The organism is Dehalobacter sp. DCA (assembly GCF_000305775.1).
GTDB lineage: Bacteria > Bacillota > Desulfitobacteriia > Desulfitobacteriales > Syntrophobotulaceae > Dehalobacter > Dehalobacter alkaniphilus.
The window spans coordinates 504,097-531,094 of record NC_018866.1 but is presented as its reverse complement, the minus strand read 5'-3'; the positions used below and the strand labels follow the sequence as shown (position 1 = coordinate 531,094).

The 26,998-nt window shown below is 46.5% G+C and carries 24 protein-coding genes, 1 riboswitch and 1 other annotated feature; of the genes, 7 read left to right on the top strand and 17 right to left on the bottom strand.

Features of this window, described 5'->3' with window-relative positions; all coding sequences use genetic code 11:
* Positions 1-7 precede the first annotated feature (7 nt).
* Positions 8-1,273: a polysaccharide deacetylase family protein gene (locus DHBDCA_RS02610; protein ID WP_015042603.1), complete on the top strand. Its 1,266-nt coding sequence runs from the start codon at positions 8-10 to the stop codon at positions 1,271-1,273.
* A 47-nt stretch (positions 1,274-1,320) separates the two neighbouring features.
* On the opposite strand, the gene DHBDCA_RS02605 is transcribed toward DHBDCA_RS02610, so the two are convergent.
* Positions 1,321-2,001, bottom strand: a complete 681-nt coding sequence (locus DHBDCA_RS02605; RefSeq protein WP_015042602.1) for a SanA/YdcF family protein — start codon at positions 1,999-2,001, stop codon at positions 1,321-1,323.
* Positions 2,002-2,395: 394 nt separating this feature from the next.
* Between DHBDCA_RS02605 and DHBDCA_RS02595 the strand changes: the two genes are divergently transcribed.
* Positions 2,396-3,046 carry a YidC/Oxa1 family membrane protein insertase gene (locus DHBDCA_RS02595; RefSeq protein ID WP_015042601.1) on the top strand — a complete coding sequence of 217 codons (651 nt, stop codon included), beginning with the start codon at positions 2,396-2,398 and terminating at the stop codon, positions 3,044-3,046.
* 291 nt (positions 3,047-3,337) lie between these two features.
* On the opposite strand, the gene DHBDCA_RS02590 is transcribed toward DHBDCA_RS02595, so the two are convergent.
* The 7 genes from DHBDCA_RS02590 to DHBDCA_RS02560 all read right to left on the bottom strand — a co-directional run bounded on the left by DHBDCA_RS02590 (position 3,338) and on the right by DHBDCA_RS02560 (position 11,121).
* Entirely contained in the window at positions 3,338-4,009 is a 672-nt protein-coding gene (locus DHBDCA_RS02590) for a phosphoribosylanthranilate isomerase (protein ID WP_015042600.1), read from the bottom strand.
* A complete protein-coding gene (gene trpC / locus DHBDCA_RS02585) occupies positions 4,009-4,860 on the bottom strand; it encodes an indole-3-glycerol phosphate synthase TrpC (protein WP_015042599.1) in 852 nt (283 codons plus the stop codon). Before trpC ends, DHBDCA_RS02590 begins: the two co-directional genes overlap by 1 nt.
* Before the next feature lie 107 nt (positions 4,861-4,967).
* On the bottom strand, positions 4,968-5,987 hold the full coding sequence (gene trpD, locus DHBDCA_RS02580) for an anthranilate phosphoribosyltransferase (protein ID WP_015042598.1): 1,020 nt from the start codon (positions 5,985-5,987) through the stop codon (positions 4,968-4,970).
* The gene (trpA, locus tag DHBDCA_RS02575; protein WP_015042597.1) at positions 5,988-6,770 is read right to left on the bottom strand and encodes a tryptophan synthase subunit alpha; all 783 of its coding nucleotides are present in this window, start codon (positions 6,768-6,770) and stop codon (positions 5,988-5,990) included.
* Positions 6,760-8,013 carry a tryptophan synthase subunit beta gene (gene trpB / locus DHBDCA_RS02570; protein WP_015042596.1) on the bottom strand — a complete coding sequence of 418 codons (1,254 nt, stop codon included), beginning with the start codon at positions 8,011-8,013 and terminating at the stop codon, positions 6,760-6,762. Before trpB ends, trpA begins: the two co-directional genes overlap by 11 nt.
* Complete coding sequence (locus DHBDCA_RS02565; RefSeq protein WP_015042595.1) at positions 8,010-8,942, bottom strand: aldolase catalytic domain-containing protein; 933 nt, start codon at positions 8,940-8,942, stop codon at positions 8,010-8,012. The genes trpB and DHBDCA_RS02565 overlap by 4 nt, the downstream gene beginning before the upstream one ends.
* Positions 8,935-11,121 (bottom strand): anthranilate synthase component I, encoded by a 2,187-nt coding sequence (locus DHBDCA_RS02560; RefSeq protein WP_015042594.1) that lies wholly within the window; start codon positions 11,119-11,121, stop codon positions 8,935-8,937. The genes DHBDCA_RS02565 and DHBDCA_RS02560 overlap by 8 nt, the downstream gene beginning before the upstream one ends.
* Positions 11,122-11,290: 169 nt before the next feature.
* Positions 11,291-11,537: a binding site (T-box leader), on the bottom strand.
* Positions 11,538-11,692: 155 nt separating this feature from the next.
* Here DHBDCA_RS02560 and asnB point away from each other — a divergent pair.
* Complete coding sequence (asnB, locus tag DHBDCA_RS02555; RefSeq protein ID WP_015042593.1) at positions 11,693-13,534, top strand: asparagine synthase (glutamine-hydrolyzing); 1,842 nt, start codon at positions 11,693-11,695, stop codon at positions 13,532-13,534.
* Between the two features lie 293 nt (positions 13,535-13,827).
* Here asnB and DHBDCA_RS02550 read toward each other — a convergent pair whose 3' ends face one another.
* Both DHBDCA_RS02550 and DHBDCA_RS02545 read right to left on the bottom strand, forming a co-directional pair.
* Complete coding sequence (locus DHBDCA_RS02550) at positions 13,828-14,337, bottom strand: hypothetical protein (protein ID WP_015042592.1); 510 nt, start codon at positions 14,335-14,337, stop codon at positions 13,828-13,830.
* Entirely contained in the window at positions 14,337-15,443 is a 1,107-nt protein-coding gene (locus DHBDCA_RS02545) for a ParM/StbA family protein (RefSeq protein WP_015042591.1), read from the bottom strand. The genes DHBDCA_RS02550 and DHBDCA_RS02545 overlap by 1 nt, the downstream gene beginning before the upstream one ends.
* 226 nt (positions 15,444-15,669) lie before the next feature.
* Here DHBDCA_RS02545 and DHBDCA_RS02540 point away from each other — a divergent pair, with 226 nt between their 5' ends.
* The 3 genes from DHBDCA_RS02540 to DHBDCA_RS02530 are packed head-to-tail and all read left to right on the top strand — an operon-like array spanning position 15,670 to position 17,633.
* The gene (locus tag DHBDCA_RS02540) at positions 15,670-16,353 is read left to right on the top strand and encodes a DUF421 domain-containing protein (protein WP_015042590.1); all 684 of its coding nucleotides are present in this window, start codon (positions 15,670-15,672) and stop codon (positions 16,351-16,353) included.
* Between the two features lie 39 nt (positions 16,354-16,392).
* Positions 16,393-16,773, top strand: coding sequence for a DUF4363 family protein (locus DHBDCA_RS02535; RefSeq protein ID WP_015042589.1), 381 nt, complete (start codon positions 16,393-16,395; stop codon positions 16,771-16,773).
* A 44-nt stretch (positions 16,774-16,817) separates the two neighbouring features.
* Positions 16,818-17,633, top strand: a complete 816-nt coding sequence (locus DHBDCA_RS02530) for a YihY/virulence factor BrkB family protein (RefSeq protein WP_015042588.1) — start codon at positions 16,818-16,820, stop codon at positions 17,631-17,633.
* Here DHBDCA_RS02530 and DHBDCA_RS02525 read toward each other — a convergent pair.
* The 6 genes from DHBDCA_RS02525 to DHBDCA_RS02500 all read right to left on the bottom strand — a co-directional run bounded on the left by DHBDCA_RS02525 (position 17,626) and on the right by DHBDCA_RS02500 (position 24,605).
* The gene (locus DHBDCA_RS02525; RefSeq protein ID WP_015042587.1) at positions 17,626-18,879 is read right to left on the bottom strand and encodes a diaminopimelate decarboxylase family protein; all 1,254 of its coding nucleotides are present in this window, start codon (positions 18,877-18,879) and stop codon (positions 17,626-17,628) included. The two genes, DHBDCA_RS02530 and DHBDCA_RS02525, sit on opposite strands and share 8 nt — an antisense overlap.
* Positions 18,880-19,045: 166 nt before the next feature.
* Positions 19,046-19,216, bottom strand: a riboswitch (Lysine riboswitch).
* An 80-nt stretch (positions 19,217-19,296) separates the two neighbouring features.
* Positions 19,297-19,830 carry an SMC-Scp complex subunit ScpB gene (gene scpB, locus DHBDCA_RS02520; RefSeq protein WP_034378088.1) on the bottom strand — a complete coding sequence of 178 codons (534 nt, stop codon included), beginning with the start codon at positions 19,828-19,830 and terminating at the stop codon, positions 19,297-19,299.
* Entirely contained in the window at positions 19,830-20,606 is a 777-nt protein-coding gene (locus tag DHBDCA_RS02515) for a segregation and condensation protein A (RefSeq protein WP_015042584.1), read from the bottom strand. Before DHBDCA_RS02515 ends, scpB begins: the two co-directional genes overlap by 1 nt.
* Positions 20,606-21,580, bottom strand: a complete 975-nt coding sequence (gene trpS, locus DHBDCA_RS02510; protein ID WP_015042583.1) for a tryptophan--tRNA ligase — start codon at positions 21,578-21,580, stop codon at positions 20,606-20,608. The genes DHBDCA_RS02515 and trpS overlap by 1 nt, the downstream gene beginning before the upstream one ends.
* A gap of 44 nt (positions 21,581-21,624) precedes the next feature.
* The gene (locus tag DHBDCA_RS02505; RefSeq protein ID WP_015042582.1) at positions 21,625-24,228 is read right to left on the bottom strand and encodes a CBS domain-containing protein; all 2,604 of its coding nucleotides are present in this window, start codon (positions 24,226-24,228) and stop codon (positions 21,625-21,627) included.
* A gap of 29 nt (positions 24,229-24,257) precedes the next feature.
* Entirely contained in the window at positions 24,258-24,605 is a 348-nt protein-coding gene (locus DHBDCA_RS02500; RefSeq protein ID WP_015042581.1) for a hypothetical protein, read from the bottom strand.
* Between the two features lie 259 nt (positions 24,606-24,864).
* On the opposite strand from DHBDCA_RS02500, the gene DHBDCA_RS02495 reads away from it, so the two are divergent.
* Positions 24,865-26,145: an ArsB/NhaD family transporter gene (locus DHBDCA_RS02495; RefSeq protein ID WP_015042580.1), complete on the top strand. Its 1,281-nt coding sequence runs from the start codon at positions 24,865-24,867 to the stop codon at positions 26,143-26,145.
* A 364-nt stretch (positions 26,146-26,509) separates the two neighbouring features.
* Here DHBDCA_RS02495 and DHBDCA_RS02490 read toward each other — a convergent pair whose 3' ends face one another.
* Positions 26,510-26,950, bottom strand: coding sequence for a hypothetical protein (locus DHBDCA_RS02490; protein WP_034378086.1), 441 nt, complete (start codon positions 26,948-26,950; stop codon positions 26,510-26,512).
* Between the last annotated feature and the right edge of the window lie 48 nt (positions 26,951-26,998).

Sequence of the window (26,998 nt, the reverse complement as noted above, 5' to 3'; positions counted from 1 at the left end):
ATCTGCAGTGTCCACAACCTTGCTGTGCGCCTTTATCGTCGCAATTTCAGTCTTTGCGGTCTATACCCTTATTCCCGAACTGTTTGTGCATTTTTTCGGTATTGGTTCCTGGAAACGTCATTATTCTCCAGGTGTCACCTTAACATTTGATGACGGACCCGACCCCAGATACACCCCGAGATTCCTGGCAGTATTAGCCGAGCAAAATGTTCAGGCCTGTTTTTTTCTGGTCGCTGAAAAGGCTGAAAAACAGCCGGAACTTGTCAAGAGCATCCTAGACCACGGTCATATCATCGGCAGTCACGGCTACCGTCACCGGCACGCTTGGCTGATGCCCCCGCTAAAGACCTGGAACTTGTGGAATAAAGCGATGGAGGAAATGCACCGTCTGACCGGTCAGGAACCAGTCTATGTCAGAGCTCCCTGGGGAGGGGTTAACCTTTCCTTTTTATTTTGGTGCCATTTCAAAGGCAAAAAGCTGATTAGTTGGAGTGCCGACGGCAGAGACTGGCGCATTGAAAGAACTCCGGATCACATTATGCAAAAAATAACCGGTCTTACCAAAGAAGGCACGATTGTCCTGCTTCATGACAGCGGCGGCGATGAGGGCGCTCCTGAAAATACCTTAGCTGCCCTGAAACCACTGATCATGAAAATACAAAAAGAACGCAAGCTGCCGCTCGTTCCGCTTCAGCTTCCCGACTGGTCACTGCCGAAAAGGATTGGTTTCCGCGTTTGGGAGAAATGGGAGCATTTTTACGCGCAGCGTAAACAAATTACCAGAATTGATGAACGCAATATTTTTCGCCTGGGTCTTACCCGCTACCATGGACCTGACTTGTTTAATGAAAACGGTGAATTAATCGCCTCAGCAGGTGATCTGGTCGGTGAAATCCACTTAGACAATACCCGCTTCCAGAGCCTTGGTGCCAATATCCAAAAAATCGGCTATAATGCTTTAAAACAAGCCCGGCTCTCCCTGCCTGTTCTGGCAAGCTATATCTCTTTGAATCCAGGTTATAAAGATATCAAGGTTTTCCTGGGTGTTACACTCATCAACCGTGGTGTCAAAGGCCTTGGGTTTAACGTTACTGAATATACGAATGGTAATGCCGGATTCATTGGTTTCATGCAAAAAATTGTTTACCGGGTCTATAACCCGTCCGCGAAAAAAGATACAGAAAGACTTGGAACAAAGCCCAAAGTCGTCTGGATCAGTAAAGACGCCCTGCTTGAGAAATACCTGACAAAAAAGTCATCCACGCAAGGATGACTTTTTCCATTGAATAATTCTGTTCACTTCATTCTCCAGTTATTTATTTAATCGTCAGTAGCCCCGCCATCGCCAAATACCGGAATGACATCGCCCAAAAAAGTCGGTTTGGGCTTGATTATTTTTGTCCAGAGAAAATCTTTATTTCGGGCTGCAATCTCTCTTATCTGATAGTATGCCATTGCCTGTCCGTAATCATGCTGGTCTGAGGGGACCCCATAGGCTTCAAGACCCAAAGACCTGGCAACAAAAACGGCCCGCTTTAAATGATATTCCTGAGTCACGATGATTACCTTTTTAACGAGGAATATATCCCTTGCTCTATAAAGACTTTCATACGTACTAAAACCGGCGTGATCCATAAAGATATTCTGACCCGCGACCCCTTTCTCCTTTAGGAACCTCTTCATAGCATTGACTTCATCATAATCTGTTCGGCCATGGTCACCACTCACAAGAATTTTGGGGGCCTTGCCATGCTGGTAAAGCTCATAGCCCACGGTCAATCGGTCGGCAAGCATGGATGAAGCAGTTCCATCCGGGAAAACATAGGCACCTAACACCAGGACTGCGTCAACCTCAGGTACCTGATCCACATCGCAGATGTATTTCGTACCAACCCGTTCCACATAGTGATTAATGATCAGCATATAAATAATCAGAACAACCGATATCGCCAGAAGGCAGCCAATCAGATATTGAATACGTATTTTCAAGCGCTTCTTCATTTTTCATACCTTGCCTATTCCTATATTCTGCTGGCAGCATTCAACGATGCGTCCGTCTCTTGCTATTCCCATTTATCAATTATATAATAAATTTAGTTTTTGGGGGTGAGAAAATGCAATTTGACGCCGGCATACTGCTTATTCTAATCATTAATCTGACTTTGATCTTAGCCGTTTCCTGGGCCAGTATCAAACTTGTGCATTCTTCTTCCATCTGTATCAGATTTGCTGATACTTATCTTTCGAGTTGTCCAATCAGCTCCTCATCTCCCCAAAATATTAAGGTAAAAAAGCATTTGATATTTAGAAGAAAGATCAAAACTGACCAGGATGATGACTCACCTTATTCAAACCTCCTTGTTTTATAAGAAATAAAACTTTGGAGGATGTTTCAATGAATATGATTAGCACAGTCCTTTCCCAGTTATTAGCATTCCTTGTCAGTACTACGGGCGATTGGTTCATTGCGGTTGCTCTGATTACATTAGGGATAAAACTCTTGTTATTTCCTTTGTCAATAAAACAGCAAAAAGTACAATTATTAACCGCAAATCTGACCAAAGCCAGAACAATTTTATCTGGAAAATTTCAAAATCAAATTAAAAAAGTTAACTCTGAATCAATGAAAATTGCATCTAAATATAAAATCAATCCACTGTTTACGTTTGCAACACTTATTATCCAGGCCCCGGTTTTTTTCTCCTTGTACGTTGCTATTACGCATCTGAGTATACCAGTTGGCAGTATTCTTATTCCGTGGGTATCTGATCTCCATATGGCAGATCATCTTCATATTTTGCCGGTTATTGCCGGTCTGCTTCAGACGCTGAGTGTATTTACAGCAGAAAACAAAAATTTACTGATGTTCATATTCCCGGTTGCTATTGGCGTCGTTTTTCTGTGGAAAGCACCTGTTGCCCTGAGCGCTTACTGGATTGCCAACTCGGTCCTTCGGTTTGTAGAAGTCCAGATCTTTCATCTAGGCCCTATCCAGCGAAAATATTTGAATATCCCTTCTCCGGAAGAGATGGTACAAAGACTTTAAGCAAAGGGGACGTAACGAAACTTAGTTTCGCGGCGTCCCCTTCACCTATCTAACCCAATTTTATTAGAGCTTTTTATCCATTATTACATCTTAAATTCTCTATATTTCTTCTGATTACTTCAAATATTGTAGACTTGCACAATATGCGAAAGCGAGCGAGTAAAGTATTTGTGCAAGGCTACAAAACCCCAAGAAAAGTAAAGACGCCTCTATGAAATGAGACGCCTTTGGTGGGCTAGTTCAGATGCAGCCCCTTTGCTTTGGAAGCCACGGATAGCAAGGAACGGAACGTTAAGCACGGACACGGTCGATAAACCTTTTTATTTTATCCGGGTCTTTTTGCCCTTCCGTCTCGACACTGCTGCTGACATCCAGGCAATAGGGATGGAATAAAGAAATTGCCGACCCGACATTCTCTTCATTCAAACCTCCGGCCAAAATCATCGGAATATCCCGGCCTTTGTTTTTTTCAATTTGGCCGCTCTGATTTCTTTGCAGAAGATTCCAGTCAAAACTTTCTCCGGTACCGCCATAAGCCTCAGGATCATATTTATCATAAACAAAACCGTCAACCAAACCCTGATACGCTTCCAGGTTCAGCTCTGTCCGGTCCGCATGTCCTACCCTGACAGCTTTCCAGATCGTTACTTGACGATTAGCCTGGTATTTTTCCACGATCCGCGCTTGTAATTGACGTATATATTCCGGTGGCTCATCACCGTGAAGCTGTAAGATTTGCAGACCGGCTTCCACGGCGCGGAGTAAGACATCCGGGTCCTGGTTGGCGAAAACCCCAACCGGGATAATATTTTTGTCCAAGGAAGCGATCAGCATTTTCAGTTCGCTGAGCGAGACTTGTCTTTTGCTCGGGGCTAGCACAAATCCGGAAAAATCCGGTTTCAGCTCATTGATGACCCTGACATCCTCCAGGGTACGAATCCCACAAATCTTAACTTTTGTCATCAGAATATCCCGAAGAGGAGCTCAGCAAATTTTTGTTCAAGACTGCCTGCCTTCATAAAAGCCTCTCCGACCAGAACAGCATCAAATCCCCACGCTTGCGCCGTTAGGATATCCTCGCCCGTATGAATCCCGCTTTCTGAGACCTTGATCAGATGATCCGGGACCATCGCGCCGATTCTGCGGCTGTGGTTCAAATCCACCTCAAACGTCTCCAGGTTCCGGTTATTGATTCCGATGATGCCGGCTCCTGCTGCCATGGCCCTTTCAGCTTCTGCTTCGTTATGCACTTCCACAAGACAATCCAGGCCGATCTGTTCAGCTATTCCAAGATATTCTTTCAGCTGCTGATCATCTAATATTTTTACGATGAGCAGAATAGCATCCGCCCCCAAAATCTTTGCTTCGTAAATCTGATAAGGGTCAATCATAAAATCCTTTCGCAGCAGCGGAATCTTGACGGATTCTCTAATTTCCCTCAGATAATCCGGACTCCCGAGAAAGTAATCCTGCTCTGTTAAGACGGAGATTGCCGCAGCCCCCAGCTGTTCATACATGCTGGCTATTTGCAGATAATCGAAGTCCGGAGCCAGGATTCCTTTGGATGGAGAAGCTTTCTTGACTTCCGCGATTATGGAAATCCCTGCTTTTTCTTTGCTCAGGCGTCCCGCAGTCAGGGCTGAGGCAAAGACGCCTGCAGGCCGCTCCATGTTAACATCATGCTTAAGATTATCACGATCATCATTGATTTTTAGTTTTTTTGTTAGCTTTTCGATGAGCTCTTCGCCGGAAATTTTTTTCTTCTGATCGGAAAGCCGTTTTATTTTGGCCTCTACAATTTTATCAAGGATCATTTTTATCCCCCCTTCTTCAAACTCTCCACAGGTGCAAGCCCCTTTATGGCACTAAACTGAGACCTGTACTTAAACCCTGACTTGATAAAGCCGTTTTCTACCGAATGCTAATGCTGCCTAGTCACAGCGATAAACTCGTTAAGAACCGGCAGCGCTTTTTGTTCCCGTACAGTAGCACGGGCCATCTCGATTCCCTCCTGCAAACTTGCGGCTTTACCTCCGACATAAATAGCCGCTCCGGCATTCAGGATGACGGTGTCTGCTTTGGGGCCCTGACCTCCTGCCAGAATATCCAAGGTGATCCGCGCGTTTTCCTGTGGCGTTCCGCCTACAAGATCCTGCGGCGTACAAAGGGAAAAACCATAATCTCCCGGATGGATGACATACTCGGTTACCTTTCCGTCCTTGAGTTCTGCTGCGTAAGACGGTCCTGTCAGGGTGATTTCGTCGAGACCGTCACTGCCATGGACAATGATCGCATGGACAGCCTGGTGTCTTTTCAGTACTTCTGCAGCCACGGGCACAAGGCTTTTGTCGTAAACGCCGATCAGCTGTCTTGGGGCTGCGGCCGGATTGGCTAATGGCCCGAGGATATTAAAGATGGTTTTGAAGCCAAGTGCTTTACGCACCGGCATCGCATATTTCATCGAAGCATGGAAATGCGGAGCGAACATAAAACCAAGGCCCACCTGGTCGATACACTTCCCGATTGCTTCCGGTGTCAGTGCAATCTCGATCCCTAAAGCTTCGAGGACATCCGCAGCCCCGCTCTTGCTGGTAATGCTCCGGTTGCCATGCTTGGCAATTTTTACGCCATTACTGGCAGCGACGAACATTGCCGTTGTGGAAATATTGAACGTATGAGCGCCATCCCCGCCAGTTCCGCAGGTGTCCACCAGATTTTCTGATGCACACGCCACTTTGAGGGCTTTTTCCCGCATCACCTTACTTGTCCCGTAAATCTCTTCAATGGTCTCTCCTTTCAGGCGGAGCGCCGTTAAAAAGGCTGCCATGGAGATTTCACTGGCTTCACCGCTCATAATCTCCGTCATGGAATCATAGGCCAGCTGAGCACTGAGATCCTCTCTATTGGAAAGTTTTTTTAAAGCTATCTCCATTCCCATCATTCATTCCTCCTTATTAACACGCGCCATATCGCCTAAAAACTGATCCAGACCGGACAGCCCTTCAGTCTCAAGCACCTGCTGGATCTTACTGCCGATGATCGCTATATCGGCAGTTCCAATTAAACGGGCGACATCTTCCGGGCCTTGAATCCCGAAACCTACGGCGATTGTTTTGCCGGTCTCTTTCTTTGCTTTTTGGATTCCGTCCAAAATTTCAGAGTCAAAAGTTGTTTTGCTGCCGGTTACCCCTTTGCGGGGAACGTAATAGATGAATCCGCTCCCGATATCTGCAATTTCCTGCAGTCGCTTCGGATCGGAATAAGGTGTCGCTATACTTACTGCAGCCAATCCCTGTTGGCGGGAATAATCGTAGTAGGCTCTGGCCTCATCAAGCGGAGCATCCGGCACGATGGTTCCCTGGACGCCAATCTCTTTGCACCGGTCAATAAATGCTTCGACGCCGTATTGGTACAGAATATTGTAGTAGGTCATGACCAAAAACGGGATCGGGTATTTGCTGGCCATTCTCTCAATAAACTTCAGGCAGTTGCTGACTTTAATCCCTTTTTCCAATACGGCCTGGTTGGACTTGGTGAATACCGGTCCGTCAGCAATCGGATCAGAAAAAGGTATTTGCAGTTCAATCAGGTCGACCCCGTTGTTATAAAAGCATTCAATCACTTTTTCATTGGCGGCAAAATCAGGATAGCCAATAATTTGGTGGGTCATCAGCAGTATTTTCTTCTCTTTTCTCATAGCTTCAATTTGTTTTTCAATCTGCATATGCCTTACCTCTTTCTGTGACAAATGTTTTCCAGCCCTGATCCTGCAATGCTTCCCCAATGTTGAAGATATCTTTGTCTCCGCGGCCGGACATATTGACAACGATGACATCTTCCGGTTTGGTGTCAGCAATTTCCCTGAAAAGTCCGGCGAAAGCATGCGTGGATTCAAGCGCCGGTATCAGCCCTTCCTTGCTGATGATCAGTTTAAAGGCCTCAATGACTTCGGCATCTGTGGCGGCTAAAACCCGGACCCTCTTGGTTTCCGCCAAATGAGCCAGGATTGGTGATACGCCTACATAATCAAGTCCGGCGGAAATGCTCCAGGTATCCAGCATCTGTCCGTCATCATCCTGGAGAAACAATGTCTTGTAGCCCTGAGAGACGCCGGTTTTGGCTTTGGCATAAGCGATCCGCGAAGCATGTTTTCCGGAAGCTTCGCCCTTTCCGCCTGCCTCGACGGCAACAAGTTCTACGCCGGGCTCCTGCAGGAATTCCACAAAAGCGCCCATCGCATTGGAACCGCCGCCCAGACAGGCATAGATCCGGTCTGGATTTTTGCCGCAGATATCGTTGATTTGTTTTTTCATCTCTTTACTGATTACGGACTGAAAGAAAGTGACCATCTCCGGGAATGGCCTCGGTCCGCACGCCGTGCCAAGTGCATAATGCGTGTTATCAAAATTTCCTGCCCAGTCGCGAAGCGCTTCGTTAATGGCATCCTTAAGCGTTGCCGTCCCGGTTGTCACAGGAATAACTTCAGCTCCGAGCTGTTTCATCCAGAAGACATTGGCATATTGCCGTTCAGCGTCTTCAGCCCCCATATAGATCGTCGCCTGAAATCCCATTTTCGCCGCCATGATCGCCGTTGCCACACCGTGCTGGCCTGCGCCGGTCTCAGCGATGACTCTGGTCTTGCCCAGTTTTTTCATGAGCAGGCCCTGCCCGAGCACATTATTGATTTTATGGGCGCCGGAATGATTCAAATCCTCCCGCTTGATAAAGATTTTGGCTTTACCAAAATAGGCACTAAGCCCTTCCGCATACGTCAGCGGTGTCGGCCTGCCCGAAAAGTCCATCAGGAGGTTATAGTATTGCTTATAGAAGTCCTCGTCCCGCAATATTTCCTGAAAAGCCAGACTCAGTTCATCGACAGCCGGTATCAGGATTTCCGGGACAAATCTCCCGCCATAGGCGCCAAAATAACCATTTTCCCCAAGATAGTTAACCATTTCGTTTTTCATACCTGTACCTCACTTTGAAAATGATCATAGATTCGAATCAGATCTTCGCCCGCCCCCTGGATACTATAGACAGGATGCTGGTTGAAAATCCCCGTTAAGAGCTGTTTGGGGCAGTACCCCCAAGAATGTTCGTCACCATCATGGATGTAGTAATCATTAATCAGCGCGAGTACAGGCTTTAAATCATAATGGTCTTTGCCGGCATACGGCAAAAGACATTCCAGCGGACAGTTGCCGGCTCCCCTGCCCATTCCGTTGACACTCGCATCAAGGAAGCTCGCGCCGCTTTCAACCGCCGTAATGGTGTTGGAGAAGGCCAGCTGCATATTGTTGTGCACGTGAATTCCCACATTCATACCATTTAATTCTTCCTTGTACAGCGATACCAGCTTTTTGACATCATCCGGATAAAGCGCCCCGTAACTGTCTACCACATAGACTGCTGCTGCAGGGATTTGCGCTTTGATTTTTCTTAAGCCGCAAACAATTTCCGGGATACTTTCTCTGGAAATTGCCATGATATTCAGCGTTGTCTCATAGCCTTTATTTTGCAGAAAGCGGACATCTTCGACGGCTTCTTCAATCTGGTTTAAATAGCAGGCAACCCGGCCCATGGTGAACGGTGAAACTGAGGCATTTTCAACCGATCGCCGGTCAAATCTGCCGACATCCACCATAAAGGCCATTTTGGGAAGCCCCGGAATTCCTTTGATGATGTCATATATCTCGCTGTCATCACAGAATTTAAGTTTGCCGTAGGCTGTCCGTTCATAATACGCGGGATCTGCTTTATACCCAAGTTCAAGATAATCGACCTTCGCTTCGGAGATCTTTTGAATATGGTCTTTGATATATTTTTCCGGGAACCGGAAGTTGTTGGTCAGTCCTCCGTCTCTGAGCGTACAGTCCAGAATGGTCAGATTACGCATCGTATGCACCTCCTCGTTTATGCAAAATATTGGTGATGATCCGGAATCCTTTATCCTCATCCATCGACATGATGGATTCAGGGTGGAACTGGACTGCCAGAATGTTTTTATCTTTGCTTTCTACTGCCATAACCACACCGTCTTCAGTCCAGGCCGTAATCTCAAGTTCCGGCGGTACTTTTTCAGCAAACAGCGAATGGTATCTGCCTACTCTTAGATTGGCCAATTTTTTAAAGATTACTGATTCCGAGGATATTTTTAACGCCGATTGTTTGCCATGCACCGGTACATCCAATACGCCAAGCTTTCCGTTAAAATATTCGACAATCCCCTGCAGCCCCAGACAGACCCCAAAGAGAGGAATTCCTTTGTCCAGACAGAGCCCGATTGTTTCCCGGAGTTTAAAATCAGACGGTTTGCCCGGACCCGGGGACAGCACGACCAAATCATACCGTTCTTTCTTCAAGGCTTCTCTGGCCAGATGGTGCCGCATCGTGACCACCTGACAGCCGGCTTTACGGAAATAACCGGCCAGTGTATGCACGAAGGAATCTTCATGATCAACCAGCAGCACTTGAAAAGGATCAGCCGCATTTTCTTGCCGCGATGAACAAGCTGTGAGCAGATCGTTTCTATTTTCAGTCATACCGGCTTCCGCATCACCCAATACTTTGAGAAGGGCTTCAGCCTTGACGATCGTTTCTTTTTCTTCCTCTTCGGGAATGGAATCATACAGCAGCGTTGCTCCGACTCTGACCCCGGCGATCCCGTCTTTTAAGCGGATGGTTCTGAGCGTGAGTCCTGTATTCATCCGGCCGTCAAAACTAAGGATTCCGACTGCCCCGCCGTACCACATCCGGTTGGACTCCTCGTGGTCTTCAATCCATTGGACGGCGGCTTTTTTGGGAGCCCCGGTCACTGTTACCGCCCACATATGGGTCATAAAAGCATCCAAGGCGTCATACCCATCGGCCAGAATCCCCTCGACATGGTCCACGGTATGAATAAGGTGCGAATACATTTCAATCTGGCGCCGTCCCAGCACCTTAACCGTACCCGGTACACAGATCCTGGATTTGTCGTTGCGGTCGACGTCCGTGCACATCGTAAGTTCGGACTCATCCTTATGGGAGTTCAGCAGCTGACGAATCCTTTCGGCATCTTCCAGCGCATTGCATCCTCTTTGGATTGTGCCGGATATCGGACAGGTCTCGATTCTTCTGCCTTCGACCCTGACAAACATTTCCGGCGAGGAACCAATCAGGTGCTCATTGCCAAGATGAATCAGGAACCCATAAGGACTCGGATTAATCTTTGTCAAGTTTTCAAATATTTCCGAAGGCCTGATCTCACAGCGCCGGTAAAAGGTATGAGACGGAACGACCTCGAAAAAGTCACCGCGTTTAAAGTACGCTTTAGCAATCCGGACTTTTTCCGCATATCGTCCTTCGGTATCATTTGATATTTCCTGCGCCGGAATAGTCCGGCCGTCATTTTTTATTCTCCCGGCAGCTGACAGCATCGTTTTGGCCTGACCCAGACTGGAAAGACCGTCGAATTCAAAATCATACCGAATACGGAAGCAGTCATCCTTCTGATGGTCGATGACAAAGATTTCATCGGGGATAAACAAGACCATATCGGCCTGCGCTTCATCCCGCGGCCTTTTCAGATGGATGCTTTCAAACTGAAAGATCAGATCATAGCCGAAGCTTCCATATAGACCGAGAAAAGCGTCCAGATCAGAGTAAAACGCTTCCAGCAGGCTGCGGACCACAGAAAAAACAGATTTTTGCCTGCTTCTTTGCTCTTCCGGAAAAATTTCCTGACACGGAGCTACCCTGCCCGTTATTTTGTGCTGCCCGCGGATCAGGGTTTCCAAATATGTTTCCCGCTTCAGAACGTCATAGATAAATTCCAGCAGGATCAGCCCTTTTTGATCTAACGCCGTTATTTCAATATTTCGGCCAAATGTCCGGATCTCGATCGGAGGATTGATAAATCCGATGTCCCAGCGGGTATACCTGCCCGGATATTCAAAGCTGCTGCAAAAGTAAGCGCCCTGAACATCATTCAGCTCCATGATGATTTTCTCACGATAGGACTTATCAATTTCTTCCGTTACGGAATGAATCAGAAGTCCGCCGCTGGTGTAATAAGATTTTATTGAAGTATTCATATTGATTAGCCTCCCTCGAGCTTGCTATAGAACGCCGCTCCTTGCCATCCTGGTAAAAGCGATGCGCCAAATCTATCCTTTGGATGCCCGGTAAACATGGTACCTCGCTAATGCGTGGTCTCCGTTCGGCATCAAGTCTTCCGTGAATATAAAAAGCCCCTTATCCCTAGAAAGGGACAAGAGGCTATATCTCCTGCGGTACCACCCAAATTGGTATATTACTATACCCGCTCAAACATGTACGATCATACACGTCCTGATGATAACGGGTAGGATTCCCGACGACGCCTACTATCGATGATTTCGGGTCGTACTCATGAGGCCATTCGTCATAAACTTCCCTGCCGCAATCACACCAACCTGCGACTCTCTGTAATTTTCCGTTCATGATTACTATTCTCAATCTTCGCTTTAAAGCTATGCAGTTATTGTAAATCATTATATACAAATGCTTTTTATTTAGCAAGTGAATTCACAAAAATTATTTTGAAACATTCGGTTATGCCGGTCATATATATAGTATTAGGTGATACCAGTTATCATTATTTTATTATTTAAGGAGTGAACAGCTTTGTGCGGAATTACAGGCTGGCTGGATTGGACGCAGGATCTGTCGGAATCCGGCCCAATCATTGACAGAATGGTCGACACCCTTACCCCCCGCGGTCCTGATGCTCGGGGAAAATGGCTTTATCCCGAAATTGCTTTGGGCCACAGCAGGCTGGCGGTTGTAGATATTGAAGGAGGAAAACAACCCATGACCCGCTGGCGCGGCGGCTGGGCCTATACGATTACTTATAACGGAGAATTGTATAACACCGAAGAAGTCCGCCAGGCTCTCTCAGCGAAAGGGTATTCCTTCCAAGGGCATTCTGATACGGAAGTCCTGCTTCTGTCTTATCTGGAATGGGGCGTGGATTGCGTTCAGAAACTCAATGGCATTTTCGCGTTTGGGATCTGGGACTGCCGAGAAAAGTCTCTCTTTCTGGCCCGGGACAGAATGGGCGTTAAACCGCTGTTTTATTATCACAAATACCCGTCGTTCATTTTTGCTTCAGAACTTAAAGCGCTGCTTGCCCATCCGGATATCCCTGCGGTCATTGACCGTGAAGGCCTCGCCGAACTTTTTATGATTGCCCCGGCCAGGACTCCGGGTTTTGGTGTTATTAAAAACATTTGTGAACTGAAACCCGGATACGCGATGCTGGTTAAGTTTGAAGGGATGAGACAGTGGCCGTACTGGCAGCTTGAAAACAAACCTCATACAGATGATATCCGAACAACGGTTGATCATGTTCGCGAGCTGGTCATCGATGCCATTTCCCGTCAGCTTGTCTCCGATGTTCCCCTCGGGACTTTATTGTCCGGAGGTCTGGATTCCAGTATCATAACGGCTATCGCTGCCAAGAAGTATCAGGCTGAAGGAAAAATCCTCCCCACGTTCTCTATTGACTACATCGCCAACGACAAATATTTTCAAGCAAATGACTACCAGCCGGATCCGGATGCTCCATGGGTGCGTAAAATGGCCAATTACTTCAACACCAACCACCATAATCTGTTTCTGGATACTGCAGAACTGGTCGAAGCTTTGACAGACGCTGCCGCAGCCAGAGACCTGCCGGGTATGGCCGATGTTGATTCTTCCCTGCTGCTGTTCAGCCGGAGAATCAAAGAGTCGGTAACGGTCGGACTTTCCGGGGAATGCGCAGATGAAGTTTTTGGCGGATATCCGTGGTTTCACCGGGATGATCTTAAAAATGCAGATACCTTTCCGTGGTCAACGGACCTTCAAACCCGCCTCCAGATCCTATCACCGGAAATTCTCCAGATCATCGCACCTTTAGATTATGTAAGAGAGCGCTACCGGGAAGCCGTTTCAGAAGTTCCCGTTTCGGGGACCGGGAACGCCAAAGCAGACAAAGATAAACGAATCAGTTACCTGACTTTGACCAGATTCATGCCCACCCTGCTTGACCGCAAAGACAGAATGACGATGGCTTCCGGTCTGGAAGTCCGCGTGCCTTTCTGTGACCACCGGATTGTTGAATATGTCTGGAATATTCCGTGGGAAATGAAGTACTGGCAAAATCGCGAAAAAGGCCTTTTGCGAACCGCCCTGGAAGGCATCCTTCCTGAAGATGTTCTATGGCGGCGCAAAAGCCCTTACCCCAAAACCCACCATCCCCAATTCCTGGAGATGGTCACCGGCAGACTTCGTACTGTTCTGGAAGACTCTGCCTCACCGCTGTATGAGTTAGTGAATAAAAAACAGCTTCAGGACTTAATGGCCAACCCGTCATCCGATGCCAATCGACCATGGTTCGGTCAGCTGATGGACACACCCAGACTTTTTGCTTTTCTGCTGCAGCTGGATTTCTGGTTCAAAAAATATAAGATCAGCATCATCTGATCTTCAGAGGAAATTATACAGGCGGTTACATCGAAGAGGCCATAATGCCTAAACGTAGCGCTTTTGCTATTCAGAATTCGCCAAGATTCGGATCCCGTATTCTGCATACGATCGCTTAAATACGCGAAATTTAACGTCATGTAGTCTATCCGCGGCCAAGCGTAGCCCGGATGGCGAAGCGCGGCTATTTGTGCCAGGGAGGGCACAACAGCCGAAGAGCGGTTAGGGTACATGACGCAACCCCAAATATCGTGTTAACAAAATAATTAACTGCCTCGCGGAGAACATTTGCTTTATTCTTCTCCGGAGGCAGTTTGACTTTTTCGGACAAATTCAATAACTTTTTCATCATCCTCTTCACCGATGACATTCGCAAGCAGGAAGTCAAGACCCGGCAGTGAGGTCTTGGGCCTTGCCTCACCGGTCTGCAGCAATTCTTCCACGCGTACAAGATCAAAATCCACCTCGGGTCTGGGATTTCCCCTGCTCTGAGAAATACCGTTCATTAACGGCCGCATGACTTTTTCATCCGCAGCAGCAATCGTGTTGTAGCCCAGCTCCTCTATGGCCACCTCATTCATCAGCGGGCTTTGACCGGCGCTCTTATCAAGCCGCAGAACGTTATTTTGCCTTGCCCAATGATCCTGAGAATTTCTGGACTCGTTGTTTTGGACAATCGCAGTTTTCAGGGCGTTTTTGACAAAAGCAGACCGTTCCTCCGGAGGGATCTGCGAAAGAACCCTCCAGAGCTCAAAATCTTCATTTTCAGAAATATAGAGTACAAGATGACCTGTTGTTTTCATTATTCAACATTTACTTTCCTGGTAAGATTATTGACCAGGTTTGCGGCCATAATCCGGAAACCTGCTGCATTTCCAAACTGAGGATCGTCAATCAGAACCTTATTTTCCAGATTCAGATATTCAAAGATCATCTCCCCAACTTTACCGGCGACAAGAATTGTATGAATCCTGCCGGCCATCGGTTTCAGCGTCTTCATAATTTCCCTGGAAATATCAGCGGCCAGTTGGGCCAGCATCTTCTTCATGACAGGATTAAGGTCAATTGCTCCGTTATTCCACGGATATAATCCTTTATTCACTCTGAAAATTTTATCAAGTTCCTTGTCATCCGTCTCGATCGGGTTGGTATGGTTCATGGTCATTTCTTTGAGTTTTTCAGCTACTCCGGCATAGGCCCATTGCAGCCCCTTCTCAATACTGAATGAATTCGGCGGATCAAGCATAATGCCATCGTAAAATGTGGCAATATCCGTGGTTCTGAAACCAGGATCTATGACAACGACATAACCGCCGAAAAGCTTCGGATTGGTCGGTTTGCCGTCTTCAGTCAGTGTTTCCTTGATGAATACGCCGTAACTTTGAGGCAGCACTCTCGAACGGAGAATGTTCATACTGCGCGTTTGTCCCTTGAATGTGCCGGACAGAAAAGTCACAGAAAAAGAACCCTTTAATTCCGCCTCGTATTTGTCTTTCAGAGAGGCGTAGAATTTGACAGGAACCCCGGTTCCGAGATAGATGTTCGTCTTAGGATAAGGCTGGGCCAAAGCTAAGCCCACGATCAGCAAAGACATCGCTTCTTCGTCCGTAGATTTATCTTCATCCCAACAATAATGAGCTTCTTTGGGATTCAGACTCTCGGCCAGGCTTCCCATAAAATAATGCCGTTCTACGCCGCTGGAATTATTTCTGACAATGACATCAAGAGAAGCGATTTGTTTATCGAGATCCGATCCTTTTTCAAGCTCAGTTCTGCCCAAGGTTGAGAAAATTCTCTCATTACCGTTACAGATGACTGCAGGAAATAATATCTTCGTATCGCCAATATCGAGCTTTATGGCGCCAAAACCAGGATCTGCACCAGCAACCAGTATGTCGTTTTCGAACACGTGCTTTCCTCCTTATTCTACAAAAAATATGAATTTCCAAATTAATTCTATCATTCTATTCATTGTATATCAAAACAAAGTTCTTGGGAAGATTTTAAACACTCCATTTTCTTGATTTTTTTGGTAATCACATGGCATTTTCCTCATAACTTTCAGGAAATTGAGAATAAATTGCCCGGACAGGGAAAAAATTAATAGAGATATTGGCCGAAAGGAGCACACGCCATTGCTGATCGGTATTGTTCGAACGATTATCCTCTATTTGATTATTGTCCTCGTCTTAAGAGTCATGGGCAAAAGACAAATTGGTCAGCTCCAGCCTTTTGAGCTGGTCATCATTCTGATGATTTCCGAACTTGCCGTTATCCCGAGTCAGGATTCCGGTATTCCGCTGGTGGCGGGCTTATTTCCGGTCCTGATCCTGCTTTTGCTTGGCCTGGCCATTTCGGAAATCGCTTTAAAGTATGAAAAAGCCCGCGGAATTATCTGCGGTAAACCGACGATCCTGATCAATAAAGGACAAATCCTCGAAGCCGAGCTTCGGAAACTTCGCTACAACCTCAGTGACCTGCTTGAACAGCTCCGGGCTAAAAATCTGCCTAACATCGCCGATGTTGAATATGCGATTCTAGAAACCAACGGTCAGCTTAGTGTTATCCCCAAAACAGGCAAACGTCCGGTGAATATGCAGGATTTGAAGCTGCAGGTAATCGCTGAAGGTCTGCCTTTAGCCTTGATCATGGACGGTAAGCTCCAGCAAAAGAATCTGGAGAAATCGGGTGTCAATATTCAATGGCTGAATAAGGAACTGACCAAAGCAAATGTTCCGGATATTAAGAAGGTGTTTTTTGCGAGCATCGACTCCCAGCGCAAGCTCTATATTCAGCCAAAAGCAGACCCAAACAAATAATTCCAAATAAATATTCTCTTTAGGGAAGGAGGAGACAGCATGCGTTCGACGCTCACCATTATCTTGGGTTTCGTGATTCTAATCGGATCGACCTTATGGGTGGCCGACAGGATCGATTCTACTTCCGGCGCTGTTCTGGATAATCTGAATCAGGTCGAGCTTCTGATCGCCTCTGATAAATGGGACGAAGCCTCCCTAAAGATACAGCAAACCTATGATCATTGGACCAAACTGCACGATTGGTGGTCCATTTTTCTCAATCACAGTATCCTGAATAATATAGAAATCTCCTACAAACGCCTTTCCCAATACGTTAAGTACAAAGAAAAAAGCCATTCCATGGCTGAATTGAATACCCTGACTTTCCTGTTGCAGGAGGTCCCAAAATCAGAAACACTGAAGTTAAATAACATTTTGTAAAAGTTAAACGATCAGACTTGTTCAAAACTGCGGGGCTAACAAATATGAACTGGCATAGCTTTTTCCGGAAGTATGTTCGGATCATCTCCATCAATGAATTATTTGCGCTTAGCGGACAGGTCGCCTACTACATCATCCTGTCCTTCTTTCCGTTTGTTATTTTTCTTCTGACCCTGGTCGGTTTTCTGAACATTAGCAATGCTGAGTTTTTCAGCAGTTTTAAGTTCCTGCTGCCTGCGGAAACCGTCCAAATGGTTGAAACCATTGTCAATGAGGTCTTCAGCGTTCGCAGCAGCCCTGCTTTGCTTGTCTTAAGCATGATTGGCGCTCTGTGGGCATCGTTGAATGGTATCAATGCCTTGATGAGAGGAGCCGGCAAAGCCTACGGTCTTCAGGAAACCTGGTCGTTTTTTCGTTTAAAACTTTCGGCTTTGCTTTTTTTTGTTATCGTTGCGCTGGCTATTGTTGGTTCATTCCTGGTATTAATCTTCGGTCAAAAACTGGCCAATATTTTTGTCTATCTTTTAGGGCCGGACAATATATTTCCGCTCATCTGGCAGAACCTTCGCCTGCTTATCCAGCTTATTTTTCTGATTATGATCTTCATCCTGCTGAATATCATCGCAACCCACAACAAATATCCGATCCGGAGTTACTTTGCTGGTTCGTTATTTTCCGCAGGCGGATGGATTATTATTTCTCTGGCCTTTGCCTATTACGTGAATCATTTCAACAGCTATACCCTGGCCTACGGAAGCATTGCAGGCATCATCATTCTTCTGTTGTGGCTGTACTGGAGCTGTGTTATACTCCTGCTCGGCAGCGCACTGAATGCTGCGTTAATTGACAGGGCTAATTAAGCCCGGAAAAATCCAGCGTCGCAAAATAATCCTCAATGGTTTCGGCTCTTCTGATCATCTCAACCCGGCCGTCAGTTTTCAGAAGAAGTTCTTTTGATCTGAGCTTGCCGTTATAATTGAATCCCATGGCATGTCCATGGGCACCCGTGTCATGAATCACCACAAGATCCCCGATATCCATTTTGGGCAAAATCCTGTCTACCGCAAATTTATCGTTATTCTCACAAAGCCCTCCGGTCACATCATACTGATGGTCCGGTACCAACTGTTCTTTCCCGACAACCGTGATATGATGATAAGCGCCGTAAATCCCCGGACGCATCAGATCAGCCATGCTGGCATCGAGTCCGATGTAGTTCTTGTAGATTTCTTTTTTATGAAGCACCCTGGCAACCACATAACCGTAAGGTCCTGTAATCATCCGTCCGCACTCCATGGCTACCTTCAACGGGTCCAGTCCTGCCGGAACAAGCAGTTGTTCGTAAACCTGTTTGATCCGTTTCCCGACATATTCCAGATTTACAGGATCCTGACCCAGCCGGTACGGAATTCCGATTCCACCGCCAAGATTAATGATTTCAATCCGGATACCGAGCTTTTCTTTCAGTTCCACCGCCAGTTCAAACATCATCCGGGCCGTCTCGACAAAAAACTCCGGATCAAGTTCATTGGAAATTACCATGGTATGAATACCGAATCTTTTGGCACCGAGACTTCTCACTTTGGCATACGCTTCAAAAAGCTGCTCTCTTGTCAGTCCGTATTTGGCATCTTCGGGTTTTCCGATAATCGTATTGCCCTCGCGCAGCGGACCGGGGTTATAGCGGAAAGAGATCATTTCAGGTATTCCGGCTTCTCTGTCCAGAAAATCGATATGGGTGATATCGTCCAGATTGATGATCGCTCCAAGGTCCCTGGCCTTGCAGAATTCGGCTGCCGGCGTATCATTTGAAGAGAATACAATGTTTTCCCCTTCCAATCCGGCCTTCTCGGCCAAAATAAGTTCTGGAAGAGAACTGCAGTCCGCGCCGGTGCCCTCTTCGGCTAAAATTTTTAAGATATACGGATTAGGCGTCGCCTTTACAGCAAAATATTCTTTAAAGCCTGGATTCCAGGCAAAGGCAGCCTGAAGCCTGCGTACGTTCTCCCGAATTGCTTTTTCATCGTAAATATGAAAAGGCGTTCCATACTCCTGGGCAATTCTTTCAATTTCCTGACTGGAAAAAGGCAGTGATTTATTCGACATGGTCGCATCCTCCTATAAAGGTAAATTGGCGGCAGCCTAAGCTGAAATTCGATGTATCAGAAAGCGCTTACCGTATTTTCAAATACACGAAAAAAGTTTACGGATACTACCCGTAAACCTGAAAAATCCTATTTTACCGGCATTTCAAACGACGGTAATTTGAAAGGTTCCGAATAGCGCTTCATTCCGTTTCAGAATGACAGTTTTATACTCTTTCAGTATAAACCCAGCCCGACTCTTGGCCATCATCCGGCTTCGGCAGTGTTTCCTTTCTTTATTCGTCATCGACTGGCATCTCGGAATAATTACTCTTAAGCACTGCGCCTCTATCCCTAAAAATATTCAATTTGCCCAGTTATTTTAGCACATCCGACAGAAAAAGACAACTTCCGATAAGAATAATTCCTATCTGATCGATTAAGCTTCCTCTTCCTCTTCTGCCGTATGCTCCAGCGGCGGGAGATCCTGAATAGATTTCAGGCCAAAGTGGATAAGAAAATCTTCGGTTGTCCCGTAAAGGATCGGCCGTCCCGGACCATCCTTCCGTCCCAAGTCTTTGACCAGCCCTCTTTCAACCAGCGTGGCCAGCGCCCGGTCGGATTGGACGCCGCGGATGAAATCAATTTCACCGCGGGTAATCGGCTGTTTGTAAGCAATAATCGACAGGACTTCCAGCGCTGCATTCGACAGTATCTGAGAAGGCTGTTTGTACAAGACTTCGATATAACCGGCAAGTTCAGGCTTCGTTCCGATCCGGAAACCCTGTTCCAGCTCAATAAGCACCAAACCGCTCGCGGGATCTTCATATCTGTCCTTTAGTGCCTGCAGAAATTCAGGTACATGATCGGCCGGTATCTCCAGTATCTCTGCAATTTTCGTCATGCTCAGCGGTTCCTTGGCCACAAAAAGCAAAGCTTCCAGGGCAGCAATTTCCGTATCCTGAAACAGCATCATCCCGATTCCTCATTTCGAAAGTCCCAAGCTTTTTCGGTTGGAACCAAAAATATTTCATTGGCCTCCTTGCTTTGCTCCGCCCTGACTTTTCCTTCTTTGAGCAGCTCAAGCAAAGCAATAAAGGCTACCACAATTTCTACTCTCGACCCGTATCTTAGAAGCTGACTAAACTTCAACCCTCTGGGATGCAGGATCATTCTGCGCATGATGTCGCTCGTCATCATCTCCACAGGGATTTCTTCGACCTGCACATACTGGATATCCTCACCTTTTTCAACCCGCTCCAGAACAGCTTGGAACGCCTTGAACAAATCCTCCATGACAATGCCCTGCAACGGGTTCGGCGGCGGGATTCTGGAAAGGATCTCTTCCAGATCGATTTCCCGGAAATACCTGCTGCCCAGTGTTTCGTCCCTCGAACTCAAAAAAGAGGCAATGTTTTTAAAAGCCCTGTAGGTGACAAGCCTTTCCACAAGGTCTTGTTTCATCTCTTCTTCCAGCAGCAGTTCCTCTTCGGTCTTTTGCGGTTTTGGCAGCAGCTGCCGTGATTTCAGATACAACAGATGGGCCGCCAGCACCAGAAATTCCGAAGTCACTTCCATATCCAGCGCTTCTAATCTGCGGACAGTAGCGATAAATTGATCGGCAATGAGCGCGATCGGAATATCATAAATATCAACTTTATGCTCCTGGATCAGATGAAGGAGTAAATCCAGAGGGCCTTGAAAATTGGGAATTTCAACATAAGGTTTATGTTTTAGAGCATCATCCATCAGATCCCCAGCGCTGACCGGACTTCCGCCATGGTTGCTGCAGCGGTAATTCCGGCTTTTTCGGCGCCCTCCTGCAGTACTTTCTCAACCTTCCCGTCTTCATCCCAGAATAATCTTCTTTCCCGGTAGGGGGCAAGCACTTTATCGATGTTTTCAGCCAGATACTTCTTACAGGCGACGCAGCCGATCCTGCCGGCACAGCATTCTTCTTCGACCCGGTTCACATCCGGCGTGTAGATATGATGGAATTTGGAAACCACACAGACTTCCGGATGTCCCGGATCGTCCTTGCGGAGGCGCTCGGGATCCGTGATCATCTGTTTGACCCTGGTATTGATTTCTTCGGTTGAGGCTGTAAGCGAGATTGCGTTGTTATAGCTTTTGCTCATTTTTCGGCCGTCAACACCCGGCAGCAGCGGCACTTTGCCGATAAGGGCCTGCGGCTCGGGAAAAACGTTCCCATACAGGTAATTAAAGCGGCGTCCGACTTCCCGGCAAAGCTCGATATGCGGGATTTGGTCTTCTCCTACCGGGACGGCTTTGGCCTTGTAGACGAGAATATCCGCCGCCTGCAGTAAAGGATAACCGAGAAAACCATACGTATGCAGGTCTTTGCCTTCATTCCCGAGCTGCTGGAGCTGATCCTTATACGTTGGCACTCTTTCCAGCCACGAAATCGGCGTGAACATGGAAAACAAAAGGTGAAGTTCCGCATGTTCCTTGACCTGGGATTGAATGAACACGGCGCTCTTTTCAGGATCAATGCCGACACTCAGCCAGTCCAGAGCCATTTCTCGGATTAAAGCCTTCAGGTCAAGCTTATCTTCATAACCAGTGGTCAGCGCATGCCAGTCGACAATACCAAAATAGCATTCATATTCATCCTGGAGCGCAGCCCAATTCTGTAGAACGCTTAAATGTCCTATGTGCAGCGAACCTGTCGGCCGCATACCGCTAAAAATTCTGTTTCTCAAAGTCATTTCTCCCTTCAGAATTTTACAATTCATAAAGATCTATTTTATATTGGTTTATTATCTATGCAATCAGCTCTGTCATTTTTTTCGAGCAGGATTTTGAGATACCTTTTTTCTTCATCCGGAGTCCGGATTTTTCCTTCGAGCCAGGCCAGCCGAATTTGTTTCAGGATGCTGCCGATTTCCGGTCCTTCCCTGACGCCTGATTGCCGCAGATCTTTTCCGGTTATTTTCATCTGGATTCCCTCGCGCACCAAACGGTATTTTTTCAGAGAATCCGTATAGGCATCATCACTGCCAAGAATATTAAACAACAATAACGGAACTCCTGCAAGTAATTCATCAATGTTTTTCAGATCGGTAAGATCTTCCAGTTTTAAGGCTTGCTTCAGCCGCAGGTATTCCAGTGTAATCCTTTTGAGAGATTTAGGTAAGGTCAGTCTGTCCAAAACAGCGGAAATCTCATTACTGTCCAGATTTTTCAGGCTGATGAGCCATCGTTCGGTCAATGACCTTTGCTCACCGACAGACTCCGCCTCCTCAAAATTCCAGGCATAATCTGCTTTAAACCAGGCTTTGAAAATACCGTTCCGTACTAATTCGCGGCCCATACGCTGAAATTTAGCTTCCTTATAGATCAGGATCAGTTCTTCCGTAAAGCGTTCCGCACTGATTTTGGCAAAAACGTCCTCTTTTAAGGCGATCGGTATCGCATCCGCCGTCACCTTGGCAAGCTTAAACGCATACCGAACTGCAAACTTTATCGCTCTGAGCATCCGGGTAGGATCGTCAATAAAGCTGAGGTTATGCAAGAAACGAATTTCCTTTTGCTGCAGGTCACGAAAACCGCCATAATAATCAATGATATGGCCAAAGCTGTCTTCGTTCAAACATAAAGCCATGGCATTAATGGTGAAATCTCTCCGGAGCAAATCCTCTCTGAGGGTTGACTCCTCCACAACCGGCAAAGCTCCGGGAAAATCATAATCTTCCCGGCGGGTTGAAGCAATGTCCAAATGTGTGCCGTTGCTGAAAATCAGACTGGCTGTACCAAAGGACGCATGCAAGACCAATTTGTCGCAAGCCAGTTTTTTACTCAGAATCCTACCCAGCTCAATCCCTTTGCCTTCGACAACAATATCCAGATCATTGTTCGGCATATTCATCAGTAAATCCCTGACAAAACCGCCAACCAGATAGACCTGGTTCCCCATTTCCGAAGCGGCTTCCCGAATTGCCGCCAGATCATCCTGAATGTACTGGGGAAGCCCTGCAATATGCCGCAGGATTTCTTCCCGTCTGGCTATGCTTCTGTCCCTGGCAAGCTCATTTAAGGTCGGTACGACGCTGCCATAAATGAGCCGCATCACATCGGATCTCGACACAATGCCGGTAAGGATCTCGTTTTCCACCACCGGGATTCTGCCGATATCATGTAAAACCATCAGCTTCTGGACTTCTTCCCAACTTAAATCCGGCTGGACCGTGATCACGTCCCGGGTCATAAACCCCTTCACCGGAGCATGCTGCAGCCCGTGTTTCAAGGCCTTGTCCACGTCCCTGCGCGAGATAATCCCGACAAGTTTTTCAGCCTGGACAACAGGCAGACCGGTATGCCCGTACTTTAAAAGCATCTTGCCTACCTCTTCGATCGAGGTATCCGGGAAAACCGTTTTAACAGGATAACTCATAATGTCGCGTATCGTCGTTGGTTTCTCTGCCCTCAGCTTGATCTCTTCTCGTAACAGCCTGATGATGCTGTCTATATTGCCATTTTTGATTACGGCTGAAGCGGCTTTTTCATGGCCTCCGCCGCCAAAAGCCTGAACAATTTCATTGAGCGGCAGGCTGCTGCCTCCTCTTGCTCTGCCGACAAGATAGACCCGGTCTTCCATCTTCACGACGAGGAAAAAGATCTCCGCATTCTCAAATTCACCGATCCGGTGAGCAAGCAAAGCCAGCCCTGAAAAATACTCCCTGCTTTCGGCATAGGAGATAAAAACCGGCATTTCATTATATTTTTCGATCACGCCGTTATCCAGTAACTGCTGGAATAAGTCCTTTTGCTCCGAGGTAAGCGGTCTCTGCAGATACTCCGCCATAACGGCAAGCTCAGCCCCTTCTTCCACAAGATAGGCGGCTGCCAGCAGATCCCTAGGTGTTGTGTTTGCAAAAAGCAGGCTCCCGGTGTCATCATAAATTCCCAGAGCCATTAACGTCGCATCGAAACTGGTCAGGTTAATGCCTCTTTGCTGAATCTGTTCGACCAGAATCGTTGTACAGGCTCCAACCATTTCAATAATCCGGTTCTGACCATCCGGTTCGACGACAGGATGATGGTCAATGATCTCAATTGGGATGGCCCGAAGTCGGTCCATAAGATTTTTATTACCGATGGACCGTTCGATTTCTTGTGTATCCACGAGAATGATCTTTTCTACCTTGTCCACGTCAATATCTTTGAAGCGGTAGTAGGGCAATTGTTCTTTGGCCAGCGATAAAAATTCCTGTACATAAGAACCGTATTTGCCGTCGATCACCAACACGGCTTCAGGACATAGCTTTTGGGCTGCGGCCATCGCTGCAAGCGCATCAAAATCGAGAAATTGATGTGACAGGATAATGATCATCGCTGATTCTCCATCCATACCCTTTTCGCCTATAAATTCCTAAGTCCTTACTGCTCAGCAGCCTCGTTCATCTCACTCATCATCGCGTCAATCTGATTTTGGGTCAGGCCTTCTTTTTTCAGCCGATAATCAATCGCATCAACCCAAAATCCGCATTTGGCAGCCATTTTTTTGAAGGCTTTCCCATTCACTTTACTTCTCTGGGCACGAGATTCGGCATTGCCCTGAACGATACTGCAAATATACCTGGCTTGGAAACAGGCAGCCTGGTCCATCTCGTTATATGTTTTGTTCAGCTGTTCAATCACACCGGTATAATAGGTTTTGAATTCTTCAAAGGTAATCTCTGTCTCCATTTGAAGGTATTCCTTCAATTTGGCTATTTTTTCGTCCATTGTACCCTCCTGTATCTCCTCTTCAGATAGAAACGATCTTTTTGATCTTGATTTTAATCCCTATCTATCTTAATTCCTATCTATTATATAAGAAAATAAAGAATTTGGAAAATAAAAATATAAAAATATATTGAGACTGTTAGCCGGATACTTGTTGATTAATTTGCCAGGAGTGCCATAATGTATTAGGAAAAAGTTTACTGTCGAAGCCGTACCCTATGTACACCGATTCAGAAAAGACGAAGGAGGCCTTTCGGCAATGGAATTCACACCTGCCATGACACTGTCTGTCATTATCTTTGCAGCTGCCTATCTGCTCATCGTTACTGAAAAGATCGACAGAGTGATCATCGCGCTCGGCGGCGGCGTTCTGATGGCGCTTACGGGGCTATTAGACCATGAAAATCCTTACGAAGCCATCGACTTTAATACACTTGCCCTGCTGATCAGCATGATGGTGATCGTTATGATCACCCAGCGCACCGGTGTGTTCGAATTTCTGGCCATTAAAGTTGTCAAGCTGGCCAAAGGCGAACCCTGGAAAGTGTTGGTGTACCTTTCCTTCATTACAGCGATTGCTTCAGCCTTTCTGGACAATGTAACCACAATTCTGTTGATTCTCCCGATCACGCTGGATGTAACAAGGGAGCTCAAGTTAAAGCCTGTCCCGTTCGTCATCAGCCAGATCTTTGCTTCGAATATCGGCGGCACGGCAACCCTGATCGGCGACCCGCCAAATATCATGATCGGGACGAAAACGGGCTTAAGCTTTATGGATTTTGTTATGAATGTTGCGCCAATCATTGTTCCTATCCTGCTCGTCACCATTGGAGCATTTCTGCTGGTCTATAAAAAATATCTCCATACAAACGAAGAGAACAAAAAAAAGGTTCTGCTGTTCAACGAATACGAAGCACTCAAGGATAAGAAGCTCCTTACGAAATGCCTGATCGTACTGGGCCTGACCATCCTGGGCTTTATCCTGCATAGCATTTTAAATTATCCGTCTTCGGTCGTAGCAATGACCGGTGCAGTCCTTCTTCTGCTGATTTCCAGAGTCAACCCGGAGAGAGTATTTAAAGAAGTCGAGTGGAAAACGATCTTCTTCTTTGCCGGTCTTTTTATGCTGGTGGGCGGTCTGGAACGGGCCGGAGTTTTGGAAGTGCTTGCGAAAAGCATCGTTCAGCAAACCAACGGTGATATGTTTTTACTCGGAATGGCCGTTCTCTGGGTTTCAGCGATCGCTTCAGCCTTTGTTGACAACATCCCGTTTACCGCGACCATGATCCCGCTGATTCAGGAAGTCGGCGTGCTGACCGGAATGGATATTACACCATTATGGTGGGCGCTCTCACTGGGGGCCTGTCTGGGCGGAAACGGCACCATTATCGGTGCAAGCGCCAATGTCGTAGCTTCTGGTATGTCCGAAGAAGCAGGATACAAAATTACCTTCGGCCAGTACTTTAAAGTCTGCTTCCCCGTGATGCTGATCACCGTCGCCATCAGCACGGTTTACCTTGTTCTGCGCTATTTGATTTAGCCCAGAACGCCATGCAAGAATTCTTTCCCTACATGGCGTCGACCCCACCGGTACCTTTATAAATCATTGAAATCCTCATCGGCTTAATTGAACCAATATTTTTTCTTTCTAATAAGATATCCTACTCCTAAAATGACACAGAAACCAACGGCAGCAGCCACTGCAATCGGATTGACTGCCGAAGAAAAAAGCTTCTTATTTGTTAGTAACTACGTCCCTCCCTTGTCTACATAAATACTTTTATCATCAGTGTTATAGGAATCGACCCTTTCGTATTTGTTTTTTAACTGAGAATGTTAATTGGTTGATAAGGATCGGTAGAAAAGAGGAAGATATGTTGGTCTTTTCCACTGATTTTATCAAATTAATATGTTGACGTCGGAGAATATGCGGTCACAGTTTCCAGTAAATTTCCAGATGAATTATAGACTTTAGCAGTAGCAGATACCCGATAGGTCCCGCTGACAACATAATAGTTTTGTAATATTGTCGTGCCAGGCATCCCAACTCCCGATGATGTCCAGGTTTTAATTGCACTCCAGCCACTGCCTGTAGATTTCTGCAATTGTACCGTTAAATCTACACGGTTGGTACCAGAGTATAAGCTAACATCACCCATACAGGCCGCTTTCCCTGATGAATCGATATTAAGACCTACATTTAGTTGTAAAATGTAAGTAAATAAAGGGCTTACCGTTCCTGATCCTTGTGTTCTGATATTATTCTCATCAATAGCAGCATAAGCCGGAACGGCAGAAAAAATGGCCATAAGTACAATTAGACTCATACAGATTATTTTTTTCATCAATAAAAAACCTCCTTTGTAATATCTTCCAACTATGAAAGACAACAA

Coding starts and splice junctions, on each gene's coding strand:
- trpA (WP_015042597.1), bottom strand. CDS start 6,770: ATGCAGATTGAAAAACAAATTGAAGCTATGAGAAAAGAGAAGAAAATA.
- DHBDCA_RS02565 (WP_015042595.1), bottom strand. CDS start 8,942: ATGCGTAATCTGACCATTCTGGACTGTACGCTCAGAGACGGAGGACTG.
- DHBDCA_RS02605 (WP_015042602.1), bottom strand. CDS start 2,001: ATGAAGAAGCGCTTGAAAATACGTATTCAATATCTGATTGGCTGCCTT.
- DHBDCA_RS02505 (WP_015042582.1), bottom strand. CDS start 24,228: ATGGATGGAGAATCAGCGATGATCATTATCCTGTCACATCAATTTCTC.
- trpD (WP_015042598.1), bottom strand. CDS start 5,987: ATGATGGGAATGGAGATAGCTTTAAAAAAACTTTCCAATAGAGAGGAT.
- scpB (WP_034378088.1), bottom strand. CDS start 19,830: ATGCTGTTTCAGGATACGGAAATTGCTGCCCTGGAAGCTTTGCTTTTT.
- trpC (WP_015042599.1), bottom strand. CDS start 4,860: ATGATCCTTGATAAAATTGTAGAGGCCAAAATAAAACGGCTTTCCGAT.
- DHBDCA_RS02490 (WP_034378086.1), bottom strand. CDS start 26,950: ATGAAAAAAATAATCTGTATGAGTCTAATTGTACTTATGGCCATTTTT.
- DHBDCA_RS02500 (WP_015042581.1), bottom strand. CDS start 24,605: ATGGACGAAAAAATAGCCAAATTGAAGGAATACCTTCAAATGGAGACA.
- DHBDCA_RS02530 (WP_015042588.1), top strand. CDS start 16,818: ATGAACTGGCATAGCTTTTTCCGGAAGTATGTTCGGATCATCTCCATC.
- DHBDCA_RS02525 (WP_015042587.1), bottom strand. CDS start 18,879: ATGTCGAATAAATCACTGCCTTTTTCCAGTCAGGAAATTGAAAGAATT.
- DHBDCA_RS02535 (WP_015042589.1), top strand. CDS start 16,393: ATGCGTTCGACGCTCACCATTATCTTGGGTTTCGTGATTCTAATCGGA.
- DHBDCA_RS02515 (WP_015042584.1), bottom strand. CDS start 20,606: ATGGATGATGCTCTAAAACATAAACCTTATGTTGAAATTCCCAATTTT.
- trpB (WP_015042596.1), bottom strand. CDS start 8,013: ATGAAAAACGAAATGGTTAACTATCTTGGGGAAAATGGTTATTTTGGC.
- DHBDCA_RS02550 (WP_015042592.1), bottom strand. CDS start 14,337: ATGAAAACAACAGGTCATCTTGTACTCTATATTTCTGAAAATGAAGAT.
- DHBDCA_RS02560 (WP_015042594.1), bottom strand. CDS start 11,121: ATGAATACTTCAATAAAATCTTATTACACCAGCGGCGGACTTCTGATT.
- DHBDCA_RS02590 (WP_015042600.1), bottom strand. CDS start 4,009: ATGACAAAAGTTAAGATTTGTGGGATTCGTACCCTGGAGGATGTCAGG.
- DHBDCA_RS02595 (WP_015042601.1), top strand. CDS start 2,396: ATGAATATGATTAGCACAGTCCTTTCCCAGTTATTAGCATTCCTTGTC.
- DHBDCA_RS02495 (WP_015042580.1), top strand. CDS start 24,865: ATGGAATTCACACCTGCCATGACACTGTCTGTCATTATCTTTGCAGCT.